Below are 14,335 nucleotides of genomic sequence, written 5' to 3' on the forward strand. Positions count from 1 at the left end.
GGTCCACGGTGAGCAACGAGGACGAGAAGTACGTCGAGTACCTGAAGCGTACGACCTCGGAGCTGCGGCGCACCCGGCGTCGGCTGCGGGAGCTGGAGGCCCGCGACGGCGAACCCATCGCCATCGTGGCGATGAGCTGCCGCTACCCCGGCGGGGTCGCCTCGCCCGAGCAGCTCTGGGACCTCGTCCGCGACGGCGGGGACGGCATCGGCCCGTTCCCCGCCGACCGGGGCTGGGACCTCGACCGGCTGTTCCACCCCGACCCCGACCACCCCGGCACCAGCTACGTCTCCGAGGGCGGCTTCGTCTACGACGCCGCCGACTTCGACGCCGACCTGTTCGGCATCAGCCCCCGCGAGGCCCTCGCGATGGACCCGCAGCAGCGGCTGCTGCTGGAGACCGCGTGGGAGTCGTTCGAGCGCGCCGGCCTGCCCGTGGCCACCATGCGCGGCAGCCGCACCGGCGTGTTCGTCGGCGCCGCCTCCCACGGCTACGACGGGATCATGGCGCAGGCCGAGAACGGCGAGGGACACCTGCTCACCGGCAACGCCACCAGCGTCATCTCCGGCCGCGTCGCGTACACGCTCGGCCTCGAAGGGCCGGCCGTCACCGTCGACACCGCCTGCTCGTCGTCGCTCGTCGCGATCCACCTCGCCGCGCAGGGGCTGCGCAACGGCGACTGCGAGCTGGCGTTGGCCGGCGGCGTGACCGTCATGCCCACCCCGGCGGTCTTCGTCGGCTTCAGCCGGCAGCGCGGGCTGGCCGCCGACGGCCGGTGCAAGGCGTTCGCCGCCGCCGCCGACGGCACCTCCTGGTCGGAGGGCGTCGGCATGCTGCTGCTCGCCCGGCTCTCCGACGCCCGACGCCACGGGTACCCGATCCTCGCCGTCGTGCGGGGCAGCGCCGTCAACTCCGACGGCGCGTCCAACGGCCTGTCCGCCCCGCACGGCCCCTCCCAGGTGCGCGTCATCCGCCAGGCCCTCGCCTCGGCGCGCCTGTCGCCGGTGGACGTGGACGTGGTCGAGGCGCACGGCACCGGCACCCGGCTCGGCGACCCGATCGAGGCGCAGGCGCTGCTCGCCACGTACGGGCAGGACCGCCAGACGCCCCTGCTGCTGGGGTCGGTCAAGTCGAACATCGGCCACACCCAGGCCGCCGCAGGCGTCGCCGGTGTGATCAAGATGGTGCAGGCCATCCGACACGGCGTCGTGCCGCCCACCCTGCACGTCGACGCGCCGTCGCAGCACATCGACTGGACCGCCGGCGCCGTGGAACTCGCCACCGAGGCGCGGCCGTGGCCGGCCGTGGACCGGCCGCGCCGGGCCGCCGTGTCGTCGTTCGGCGTCTCCGGCACCAACGCCCACACCATCATCGAGCAGGCCCCCGAGCCCGAGGTCGCGGCCGAGCCCGCCCCCGCCGCGCGGGCGCTCCCCGCCGTGCCGGTGCTGCTGTCCGCCCGCACCGACGCCGCCCTCGCCGCGCAGGCGGGCCGCTGGGTCGCCCGGCTGGACGCCGACCCCGACGCGCGTCCCCTGGACGTGGCCTGGTCGTCGGCCACCGCCCGCGCCGCGCTGGACAGCCGGGCCGTGGTGACGGCCACGGGCCGCGACGACCTGCTCGCCGGGCTGCGCGCCCTCGCCGCCGGCACCCCGGCCGGCAACGTCCTGTCCGGTACGGCCACCTCGCGCGGCCACCTCGCCGTTCTCTTCTCCGGTCAGGGGGCGCAGCGTGCGGGCATGGGTCGGGAGTTGTACGCCGCGTTCCCGGTGTTCGCGTCGGCGCTGGACGAGGTGTGCGGTCACCTGGACCGTGGGTTGCCGCAGCCATTGAAGTCGGTGTTGTTCGCCTCGGAGGGTTCCGCCGAGGCGGGGCTGTTGGATTCGACGGTGTTCACGCAGGCGGGGTTGTTCGCGGTCGAGGTGGCCCTGTTCCGTCTGGTGGAGTCCTTCGGGATCGTGCCGGATTTCGTGGGTGGTCATTCGGTCGGTGAGATCGCGGCGGCGCATGTGGCGGGGGTGTTGTCCCTGGAGCATGCGTGTGCCCTGGTGGCGGCGCGGGGCCGCCTGATGCAGGCGTTGCCGGCCGGGGGCGGGATGCTGGCCGTCAACGCGGCCGAGGCCGACGTGCTGTCGTCGCTGGACGGGCTGACCGGCCGGGTGGGGATCGCCGCCGTCAACGGTCCTGAGTCCGTCGTGGTGTCGGGTGCGGTGGACGCTCTCGACGTGGTGGAGCAGGTGTGGCGGGGTCGGGGCGTGCGGACCCGCCGGTTGGCGGTGAGTCACGCTTTCCACAGCCCCCTGATGGAGCCGATGCTGGACAGGTTCCGGGCGGTCCTGTCGCGGTTGACGTTCTCTGTGCCGGTGTTGCCGTTGGTGTCGAACGTGACGGGGGCGTTGGCCGATCCCGACGAGGTTCGCAGTGTCGACTACTGGGTGCGGCACGTCCGGGAGGCGGTGCGGTTCGCCGATGGGGTGGCGGTGTTGCGCTCTGCGGGGGTGGACACGTTCCTGGAGGTGGGCCCGCAGAGTGTGTTGACGGCGCTGACGGCGGACGCCGTGTCCGGCGGCGGGGACGTGCTGGCGGTGGCGGCTCAGCGTCGGGATCGGCCGGAGGTGTCGGGTCTGCTGGCTGCCCTGGCGGAGTTGCACGTCAACGGGGTGCCGGTGGGGTGGCGGCCGTGGTTCGCCGACACGGGGGCGTCCCGGGTGGACCTGCCCACGTACGCGTTCCAGCACCAGCGGTTCTGGCCCGAGGGCGGCGCGGTCGCCGCCGCGCAGGCCGTCCACGCCGCCGGAGCCGAGGGTGACTTCTGGGCCGCCGTCGAGCGGGGCGACCTGACGGAGGTGGCGTCCCACCTGGCCGTGCAGGACGATCCCGCCGCGATTGAGGCGCTCGCCCCCGCCGTACCGGTGCTGTCGTCGTGGCGGCGGGCCCGCCAGCGTGACGCCGCGCTGGACGCCTGGACGTACCGCGTCGCCTGGCACCCCGTCCGCCCGGCCCCCGCCCGGTCCCTGACGGGCCGCTGGCTGGTCGTCACCCCCACCCTCCCCGCCGATCTTGCAGTTGGGGCCCCCGAAACGGGTGGAACGGGGCTTTTGTCGGGGCCGCAACTGCAAGATCGCGGGGTGGTGGAGGCGCTCCGCCGGGGCGGGGCGCAGGTCGGGGTGCTCGGGGTCGGTGGCTCGGTCGGGCGGGGGGAGCTGGGGGAGGCGCTGCGGCGGCTCGGGGAGCCGGAGTGGGCCGGGGTGGTGTGCCTGCTGCCCGAGCGGGACGCGCCGCTGCCGGACGCCCCCGCCGTGCCCGCCGGCACCGCGCTGCTGCTCACCCTCGCCCAGGCGCTCGCCGACACCGGCCTGACCGGCCGGCTGTGGTGCCTCACCCGGGGCGCGGTCTGCGTCGGCGGCGGCGAGCGCGTCGCCGACCCGTCGGCGGCGGCGGCCTGGGGCCTCGGCCGGGTGATCGCCCTCGAACAGCCCGACCGCTGGGGCGGCCTCGTCGACCTGCCCGGCGCCGGCGGCGGCATTGGCGACGACCGGCTCGACCGGGCGAGCGGGGACGCCCTGCTCGCCGTCCTCGCCGACGCCGGCCACGACCAGGTGGCGATCCGCCCGCAGGGCGTCTTCGGCCGGCGGCTCGTGCCCGCCGCTGCGCCGGTCGGGTCGGGGTGGCGTCCGTCGGGGACGGTGCTGGTGACCGGTGGCACGGGTGCGTTGGGTCGGCACACGGCCCGGTGGTTGCTGGCGAACGGGGCTGCCGAGGTGGTCCTCGCGTCCCGGCGGGGCCCGGACGCTCCCGGTGCCGCCGAGCTGATCGAGGAGCTGGCCGGGGCGGTGCGGGTCGTCGCCTGCGACGTCACCGACGCCGGGGCGGTCGCCGCGCTTGTCGGCGGGCTGCCCGCGCTCACCGCCGTCGTGCACACCGCCGGGGTCGTCGACGACGGCGTCCTCGACGGCCTCGACCCGGCCCGGATGCAGGCCGTCCTCGCCGGCAAGGCCACCGCCGCCCGGGTGCTGCACGACGCCACCGCCGGCCGGGACCTCGACGCGTTCGTGCTGTTCTCCTCCCTCGCCGGGGTCGTCGGCAGCGCCGGGCAGGGCAACTACGCGGCGGCCAACGCCTACCTCGACGCGTTCGCCGCGTGGCGGCACGCCCAGGGGCTGCCCGCCACCGCCGTCGCCTGGGGAGCCTGGGCCGCCGACGGCATGGCCGCCGCCACCGCCGCGCTCACCGCCCGGCTCACCCGGGGCGGCATCAACCCGTTGCCCGCCGCCGAGGCCGTCGCCGCCCTCGGCCGGGTCGTCAACGCCGCCGGGCCGGCCGTCACCGTCGCCGACGTCGACTGGGGACGCCTCGCCGCGTCCTGGGGGCGGCCGAACCCGCTGATCGCGGCCCTGCCCGGGGTGCCCGCCGTGGCGAGCGGCACCGTCCGGGCCGTCGTCGTCGGCCGGTCCCTGCCGCAGCTCACCGAACTGGTCCGCACCCAGGCCGCCGTGGTGCTCGGCTACCCGGCGGGGCAGCCGCTGCCCGACCGCACCTTCCGCGACCTCGGCTTCGACTCGCTCACCGCCGTCGAGCTGCGCAACCGGCTCACCGCCGAGACGGGCATGACCCTGCCCGCCACCCTCGTCTTCGACCACCCCACCGTCGCCGAGCTGGCCGCCCACCTGCACGGGCTGACCAACCGGCTGCCCGGCGACACCCCCGGCGACGTCGTCGCCGCCGGTGCCGACACCCACCGCGAGCCCGTCGCCATCGTCGCGATGAGCTGCCGGTTCCCCGGCGGGGTCAGCTCGCCGGAACAACTGTGGGACCTCCTCGCCGACGGCACCGACGCGATGACCCTGATGCCCGGCGAGCGCGGCTGGAACATTGCCGAGCTGTACCACCCCGACCCCGAGCACCTCGGCACCAGCTACGTGCGGGAGGGCGGCTTCGTCGCCGGGGCCGGCGAGTTCGACCCCGCGTTCTTCGGCATCAGCCCCCGCGAGGCCCTCGCCATGGACCCGCAGCAGCGGCTGCTGCTGGAGGCCACCTGGGAGGCGTTCGAGCGGGCCCGGATCGACCCGACCGCGCTGCGCGGCAGCCGCACCGGCGTGTACGTCGGCACCAACGGCCAGGACTACGGCTCGCTGCTGATGGCCGCCGGGGACGTCGACGAGAACTACCTCGCCACCGGCACCTCCGCGAGCGTCATCTCCGGTCGGCTGTCGTACACCTTCGGGCTGCACGGCCCGGCCGTCACCGTCGACACCGCCTGCTCGTCGTCGCTGGTCGCCCTGCACCTCGCCGCCCAGGCCCTCCAGGCGGGGGAGTGCGACCTCGCCCTCGCCGGCGGCGCCACCGTCATGGCCACCCCCGGCATCTTTGTCGGCTTCTCCCGCCAGCGCGGGCTGGCCGCCGACGGCCGGTGCAAGCCGTTCGCCGGGGCCGCCGACGGCACCGGCTGGGGCGAGGGCGTCGGCCTGCTGGTGCTCCAGCGGCTCTCCGACGCCCGCCGCGACGGCAACCCCGTCCTCGCCGTCGTGCGAGGCAGCGCCGTCAACCAGGACGGGGCGTCCAACGGGCTGACCGCCCCCAACGGGCCCGCCCAGCAGCGGGTCATCCGGCAGGCCCTCGCCAACGCCGGCCTCACCGCCGACCAGGTCGACGCCGTCGAGGCGCACGGCACCGGCACCACCCTCGGCGACCCGATCGAGGCGCAGGCGCTGCTGGCCACGTACGGGCAGGACCGGCCCGCCGACCGTCCCCTGTGGCTGGGCTCCATCAAGTCGAACATCGGCCACACCCAGGCCGCCGCCGGCGTCGCCGGGGTCATCAAGATGGTCCTGGCTATGCGGCACGGGGTGCTGCCGCCCACGCTGCACGTCGACGAGCCCACCCCGCACGTCGACTGGTCCGCCGGCCACGTCGCGCTGCTCACCGAGGCCCGCCCGTGGGAGCCCGCCGACGGCGTCCGCCGCGCCGGCGTCTCCTCGTTCGGCATCAGCGGCACCAACGTGCACACCATCCTCGAACAGGCCCCCGAGGAGGAGATCGCCGAGGAGCGGGCCGCCGCGCCGGCACGGGAGCTGCCCTGGGTGCTGTCCGGGCGCACCGCCGACGCCCTCGCCGCCCGCGCCCGCGACCTCGCCGCCCACCTCGACACCGTCGCCGACGACGCGCTCGCCGACGTCGGCTGGTCCCTGGTGGACACCCGCGCCGCCCACGACCACCGGGCCGTCGTCCTCGCCGCCGACCGCGCCGGCCTGACCGCCGCGCTGGGCGCGCTCGCCGCCGGACACCCCGCCCCGGACACCGTCACCGGCACCGGTACGCCCGGCGAGGTGGCCTTCGTCTTCCCCGGCCAGGGCTCCCAGTGGGTCGGGATGGCCGCCGAACTCCTCGACACCGCCCCCGTGTTCGCCGACACGTTCGCCGCCTGCGCCGAGGCCCTGCGCCCGTACGTCGACTGGTCGCCCGTCGACGTGGTACGCGGCGCGCCCGACGCGCCGTCCCTGGAGCGCGTCGACGTCGTCCAGCCCACCCTGTTCGCCGTCGGCGTCTCCCTCGCCGCCCTCTGGCAGTCGTACGGGGTCAGCCCCGCCGCCGTCGTCGGCCACTCGCAGGGCGAGATCGCCGCCGCGTACGTCGCCGGGGCCCTCACCCTCGACGACGCGGCGGCCGTGGTCGCCCTGCGCAGCCGGATCATCGCCGGCATCGCCGGCGACGGCGGCATGGTCTCCGTCGCCACCACCGCCGACGAGGCCACCGCCACCATCACCCGCTGGGACGGCCGCGTCGCGCTCGCCGCCGTCAACGGCCCCACCTCCGTCGTCGTCTCCGGCGACTCCGCCGCCCTCGACGAACTCGTCGCCCACTACGAGGCGCGCGGGACCCGGGTCCGCCGGGTGCCCGTCGACTACGCCTCCCACTCGGCGCACGTCGAGCCGCTGCGCGAGCAACTGGTCGACCTGCTCGCCGGCCTGACCCCCCGCACCGGCGAGATCCGGTTCCGGTCCACGGTGACCGGCGACTGGCTCGACACCACGAGCCTCGACGCCGACTACTGGTACCGCAACCTGCGGCAGACCGTCCGCTTCGACGAGGCGGTGCGCAGCCTCGTCGCCGCCGGCTACCAGACGTTCGTCGAGGTCAGCGCCCACCCGGTGCTCACCATGGCCGTGCAGGAGAGCGTCGAGCTGGCCGCCGCCGACCCGGGCGCGGTCACCGTCACCGGCACCCTGCGGCGCAACGAGGGCGACCTCGGCCGGTTCCACCGGGCCGCCGCCGAGGTCTTCACCGGGGGTACGCCCGTCGACTGGCGACCCGCGTACGCCGGGCTGCCCGCGCGCCGCCGCGACCTGCCCACGTACCCGTTCCAGCGGCAGCTCTACTGGCCGCAGCCCGCCACCACCACCGCCGCCCCGGCCACCGGCCCGGCCACCGAGGGTGAGTCCGACGCCCGGTTCTGGGCCGCCGTCGAGAACGGGGACCTGACCGCGCTCACCGCCGAACTGGCCGACGCCACCGATGGCGGCACCGTGCCCGAGGCGGCGTTCGCCGACGTGCTGCCCGCCCTCGCCGCCTGGCGACGCCGGCACCGCGACCAGGCCACCATCGACTCGTGGCGGTACCGCGACGCCTGGCTGCCCGTCGGCGCGGACGGCGGCGACGAGCCCGCCCTCGCCGGCACCTGGTGGCTGGTCACCGGCCCGGACGACACCGGCACCGGCACCGACGACGCGGGCACCGGCACCGGCACCGACGACACCGGCACCGGCACTGCCGCCGGACAGCGGGCTGGCGCCGGGCTGGCCGCGTTCACCCGCGACGCCCTCACCCGGCGCGGCGCGACCGTCGTACCCGTGGCCCTGGCCGCCGACCGGACCGATCGTGCCGCCCTCGGGGCCCGGCTGCGCGACCTCGCCGCCGCCCACCCCGCCGCCGGGATCGTCTCCCTGCTCGCCCTCGACGAGACGCCCACGCCCACCCACCGCCACGTGCCCGTCGGCTTCGCCGCCACCGTCACCCTCACCCAGGCCCTTGGCGACGCGGGCGTCCGCGCCCCGCTGTGGGCGCTGACCTGCGGCGCGGTCTCCACCGACCCCGCCGACCCGCTGCCGCACCCCGGGCAGCAGCTCGCCTGGGGCTTCGGCCGGGTCGCCGCCCTCGAACACCCCGACCGCTGGGGCGGCCTCGTCGACCTGCCCGCCGACCCCGACGACACCACCGGCCGCCGCCTCGCCCGCGTCCTCGCCGGCACGGACGGGGAGGACCAGGTGGCCCTGCGCCGGGCCGGCGCGTTCGGCCGGCGGCTGCTGCGCGCCCCGCTCGGCGACGCGCCCGCCACCCGCGACTGGCGGCCCTCCGGCACCGCCCTCGTCACCGGCGGCACCGGGGCCCTCGGCGGGCACATGGCCCGGTGGCTCGCCGCCAACGGCGCGTCCCACCTGGTGCTGCTCAGCCGGCGCGGCCGGCAGGCCGACGGCATCGCCGAGCTGGAGGCCGAGCTGACCGGGCTCGGCGCGCGGGTCACCGTGGCCGCCTGCGACGCCGCCGACCGCGACGCCCTCGCCGCCGTCATCGCCGACCTGCCGGCCGAACACCCGCTCACCGCCGTCGTGCACACCGCCGCCGTCCTCGACGACTCGGTCATCGACTCGCTCACCCTCGACCAGGTCGACTACGCGCTCAGCGCCAAGGTCACCGCCGCGCTCAACCTGCACGAGCTGACCCGCGACCACGACCTCGACGCGTTCGTGCTGTTCTCCTCCATGGCCGGCACCGTCGGCAGCTCCGGCGTCGGCAACTACGCCCCCGGCAACGCGTTCCTCAACGCCCTCGCCGAACACCGGCGTGGCCTCGGCCTGCCCGCCACCTCCATCGGCTGGGGCGCCTGGGGCGGCGGCGGCATGGCCGAGGGCGACTTCGGCCGGATGCTGCACCGCCACGGCGCGCCCGAGATGCACCCCCGGCTCGCCGTCGCCGCGCTGCACCAGGCCGTCGAGCACGACGAGACGTTCCTGACCATCTCCCACATCGCCTGGGACCGGTTCTACGTCGCGTTCACCGCCACCCGGCCCGGCCCGCTGATCGCCGAGATCCCCGAGGCGCAGCAGCTCGCCGCCAGCAAGGGCCTCGCCGAGGCGAAGGAGACCGACGAGGCCGGCCCCGCCGCCGCGTTCGGCCGGATGAGCGCCGACGAGCGCCGGGCCGCGCTGCTCGACCTGGTGCGCGGCCAGGCGGCCACCGTCCTCAAGTACGCCGGCGGCGACGCCGTCGACCCGCACCACGCGTTTCGGGACCTCGGCTTCGACTCGGTGACCGCCGTGGAGCTGCGCAACCGGCTCGCCACCGCCACCGGGCTGCGCCTGCCGGTGACCCTCGTCTTCGACTACCCCACCCCCACCGTCCTCGCCCGGCACCTGCACGAGGAACTCGGCGGCGGGGCCGAAGCGGCGGCGCACACCGCGTCGGTGCCGCTCACCGACGACGAGCCCGTCGCCATCGTCGCCATGTCCTGCCGGTTCCCCGGCGGCGCCGTCGACCCCGAACGGTTCTGGCAGATGCTGCACGCCGGCCGCGACGCCGTGTCCGACCTGCCCGGCGACCGGGGCTGGGACATCGACCGGCTGTACGACCCCGACCCCTATTCCTCCGGCACCTCCTACGTCCGCAGCGGGGCCTTCCTGTACGAGGCGGCGGACTTCGATGCGGCTTTCTTCGGCATTTCGCCCCGTGAGGCGATGGCGATGGACCCGCAGCAGCGGTTGTTGCTGGAGGCGTCGTGGGAGGCGGTGGAGCGGGCAGGGGTTGATCCGGCGGGGTTGCGGGGTTCGCGAACAGGGGTGTTCGTCGGCACGAATGGCCAGGACTATGGGGCCCTGCTGATGGTGGCCGTGGACGAGGTCGAGGGCTTCGCGGGCACCGGGAACGCGGCGAGTGTGGTGTCGGGTCGGGTGGCGTACGCGTTGGGGTTGGAGGGGCCGGCGGTGTCAGTGGACACGGCGTGTTCGTCGTCCCTCGTCGCGTTGCACCTGGCGGCGCAGGCGCTGCGGCGCGGCGAGTGCGACCTCGCCCTGGCCGGCGGCGTCACCGTGATGGCGACGCCGGGGCTGTTCGTGGAGTTCTCCCGCCAGCGCGGGCTGGCCGCCGACGGCCGGTGCAAGGCGTTCGCGGCCGGGGCGGACGGCACCGGCTGGGGCGAGGGCGTCGGGGTGCTCCTGGTGGAGCGGCTGTCGGACGCTCTGCGTAACGGTCACCGGGTCCTGGCGGTGGTGCGGGGCAGCGCGGTGAACCAGGACGGCGCGTCGAACGGGTTGACCGCGCCGAACGGTCCGTCGCAGCAGCGGGTGATCCGGCAGGCCCTGGCGTCGGCGGGGTTGTCCCCGGTGGACGTGGACGTGGTGGAGGCGCACGGCACGGGCACCACCCTCGGTGACCCGATCGAGGCGCAGGCGCTGCTGGCGACCTATGGGCAGGGGCGGGAGACGCCGCTGTTGTTGGGGTCGGTGAAGTCGAACATCGGCCACACGCAGGCGGCGGCCGGCGTCGCCGGGGTCATCAAGATGGTCCTCGCCATGCAGGAGGGTGTTGTTCCGGCGACGCTGCACGTGGACGCGCCGTCGCCGCACATCGACTGGTCGGCGGGCGCGGTGGATCTGGTCACCGAGGCGCGTCCGTGGCCGGTGGTGGACCGGCCGCGGCGGTCGGCGGTGTCGTCGTTCGGGATCTCCGGCACCAACGCCCACGTCATCCTCGAACTCCCCGACGCCCTGCCCTCCGCCGTCGAGGCCCCCGAAACCGGCGACCCGGCTGGTCCGGGCCTGATCGACGCCGACGTGACGGTGTGGCCGGTGTCGGCCCGGTCGCGGGCGGCCCTCGCCGGCCAGGCGGCCCGCCTCGCCCGGCACCTGCGCGACCACGGCGACCTGGAGCCGGCGGTGGTCGGTTGGTCCCTGGCGACGACCCGGTCCACGTTCGACCAGCGGGCCGCCGTGGTCGGGTCGGGTGTGGAGGAACTTCTCGCCGGTCTGGACGCGCTCGCCGCAGGCGCTCCGGCGGGCGGTGTGGTCAGTGGCGTGGCGTCGGGTCATGGTTCGGGCCCGGTGTTCGTGTTCCCGGGTCAGGGTGCGCAGTCGGCGGGGATGGCCGCCGGTCTGGTGGGCCGTGCGCCGGTGTTCGACGCGCGCCTGGCGGAGTGTCAGCGTGCCCTCGCTCCCTACCTTGACGTGGATCTCGTGTCGGTGTTGACGGGCGGGGATGAGTCGTGGCTGGAGCGGGTGGAGGTGGTGCAGCCGGTCCTGTGGGCCGTGGGCGTCGCCCTGGCCGCGGTGTGGGAGCAGGCGGGCGTGTCGCCGCAGGCGGTGATCGGGCACTCGCAGGGTGAGATCGGCGCGGCGTGCGTGGCGGGCATTCTGTCCCTGGACGATGCGGCGAAGACGGTCGCCCTGCGGTCGCGGGCGCTTGCGGTGTTGCGGGGGACTGGTGCGATGGCGTCGGTGGACCTGTCGGCCGAGGCGGTCACCGCCCGCCTCGCGGGGTTCCCGGGTGTGGGCGTGGCGGCGGTGAACGGCCCGGCGACGGTGGTGGTGTCGGGTCCGCCGCAGCCTGTCGCGGACCTGGTGCAGGCGTGTCAGGACGACGGGGTGCGGGCCCGGTTGATCCCGGTGGACTACGCGTCGCACTCGCCATCGGTGCAGGAGGTGGCGGAGCGGCTGCGCGCCGACCTTGCCGACGTCGCCCCGCAGGCGGGCCGGATCAGGCTCGTGTCGACGTTGACGGGTGACTGGGTTGAGCCGGGGAGCATGACGGCCGACTACTGGTACGACAACCTGCGGCAGACCGTCCAGTTCGACGCGGCCGTCCGGGTCGCGCTCGCGGCCGGGCACACCACATTCATCGAGATCAGCCCGCACCCGGTGCTGACGATGCCGGTCACGGCGATCCTCGACGACGCCGGGGCAACCGGCCACACCCTCGGCAGCCTGCGCCGGGGCGACGACGATCCGGCCCGGCTGCTGACCAACCTCGCCACCGCGCACGCGATCGGCCTGCCCGTCGACCTCAGGAAGGTCCTCGCCGAGGCCGACGTGGTGCCGCTGCCCACGTACGCGTTCGACCGGGATCGGTTCTGGCCCACGAAGGCCGAGCTGGCCGGCGCGGAGGAGGCCCCGAACGGCGTCGACTCCGCGTTCTGGGCGGCCGTCGAGCGGGAGGACCTGGCCGCGCTCGCGGAGCTCACCGCGCAGGACGCCGCCGACTCCCTCGAACGGCTCGGCGCGGCCCTGCCGGTGCTCGCCTCCTGGCGGCGGCAGCAGCGCGAGCGTTCCGCCCTGGACGACCTGCGCTACCGCGCCGTCTGGCAGCCGTACACCGGCACGCCCGTCAGCTTCCTCTCCGGCGCCTGGTGGGTCGTCGCCGACGAGCGTCACGCGGGGGAGGGCGAGACGGCCGTCGCCGAGCTGACCCGCCGGGGCGCCGACGTGCGGCTGGTGCTGCTCCCCGAGGAGCTGACCGACCGGGCTGCCGTCGCCGCGCACCTGGCCGCCGCGACCGGCGACGCAGACGGCGGGCGGGCCCCCGCCGACGGGGTGCTGTCGCTGCTCGCCCTCGCCGACGGCGCGGTCGACGACACCCAGCCGGTGCCGCCGTTCCTCGCCCGGTCCCTCGCCCTGATCCAGGCCCTCGGCGACCTCGACGTGGCCGCACCGCTGTGGTGCGTCACCCGCGGCGCGGCCGGCACCACCCGGGGCGGGACGGTGGACCGGCCGGAGCAGTCGCTGCTGTGGGGCCTCGGCCGGGTCGTCGCCCTGGAACACCCCGAGCGGTGGGGCGGCCTGGTCGACGTGCCGGCCACCCTGGACGACCACGGCTGGGACCTGCTCTGCGCCGCCCTCGCCGGCCTCGACGGCGAGGACCAGATTGCCGTCGACGGGGCCACGATCCTCGTCCGCCGGCTGGTCCGGGCCCCCGCCGGGGCCCCCGCCGTCGACGAACCCGACCACCGGGGCACCACCCTCGTCACGGGCGGCACCGGGGCCCTCGGCGCGGAGGTGGCCCGCTGGCTGGCCGCCCGGGGCGCCGAGCACCTGCTGCTGGTCAGCCGCCGGGGCGTCGACGCCCCGGGCGCCGCCGAGCTGGCCCGGGAACTGACCGGGGCGGGCACGCGGGTCACCGTCGCCGCCTGCGACGTCGCCGACCGGGCCGCCCTGGCGAAGCTGCTCGCCGAGGTGCCCGCCGACGCGCCGCTGACCGCCGTCGTGCACGCGGCCGGCGTCCTCGACGACGGGGTCCTCGACGGGCTCACCGCCGACCGGATCGCCACCGTGCTGCGGCCCAAGGTGCTCGGCGCGCTGCACCTGCACGAGCTGACCGTCGGCCGGGAGCTGCGCGCGTTCGTGCTGTTCTCCGCCATGGCCGGGCAGCTCGGCGCGGCCGGGCAGGGCAGCTACGCCGCCGCGAACGCGTACCTCGACGCGCTTGCCGAGCAGCGGCGCCGGCAGGGGCTGCCGGCCACGTCGATCGCCTGGGGGCCGTGGGCGGCCGGCGGGATGGCCGCCGCCGACCCGGCCGTGGAGGAGCGTCGCCGCCGCACCGGCGTCGCCCGCCTCGACACCGCCCCCGCGCTCGCCGCGCTCGCCCACTGCGTGGCCCGGCGGGAGCCGGCGACGCTGGTGGCCGACATCGACTGGGCCCGGTACGTGCCCGGCTTCGTCGCCGTCCGGCCCAGCCCGCTGCTCGCCGGCATCGCCGAGGCGCAGCAGGCCGCCGCCGCGCGGGCCGACGACGCCGGCACGGACGCCGAGTCCCTCGCCGCGCTGCTGGCCGGGCAGACCGACGCCGAGCAGCGGAAAACCCTCCTCGACCTGGTACGCGGCCAGGCCGCCGCCGTGCTCGGCCACGCCTCGATGGACGCCGTCGAACCCGACCGGGCGTTCCGGGAGCTCGGCTTCGACTCGCTGACCGCCGTGGAGCTGCGCAACCGGCTCACCGCGGCGACCGGCGTCCGGCTGCCCGCCACGGTCGTCTTCGACTACCCGACCGCAGCCGGCCTCGCCGAGTACGTGCGCGCGGCGGTCGTCGACGGCGGGGTGGTCGCCGTCGCACCGGTCTTCGGCGAGCTGGACAGGCTGGAGGCGGCGCTCACCGGCTCGGCACCGGACCGCAGCGCCCGGATCCGGATCACCGAGCGCCTGCGGGCGCTGCTGGCCTCCCTCAACGCCGACGACGCCCCGGCGGGCGCGGGCGGGGACACCGTCGCCGAGAAGCTCCAGGACGCCACCCCCGACGAGGTCTTCGACTTCATCGACCGGGAGCTGGGGGTGTCCTGACATGAACGCTGCCGGGGTGACGG

The 14,335-nt window shown here is 76.2% G+C and carries 1 protein-coding gene; it reads left to right on the top strand.

The window, feature by feature from the left end; genetic code table 11:
* The first annotated feature begins 8 nt into the window (after window positions 1-8).
* Window positions 9-14,312: a type I polyketide synthase gene (locus tag ACFYWL_RS17980; RefSeq protein WP_386973853.1), complete on the top strand. Its 14,304-nt coding sequence runs from the start codon at window positions 9-11 to the stop codon at window positions 14,310-14,312.
* The last annotated feature ends 23 nt before the right edge of the window (window positions 14,313-14,335 follow it).

The organism is Micromonospora sp. NPDC002575, assembly GCF_042889525.1.
Classification (GTDB): Bacteria; Actinomycetota; Actinomycetes; order Mycobacteriales; family Micromonosporaceae; genus Micromonospora; species Micromonospora carbonacea.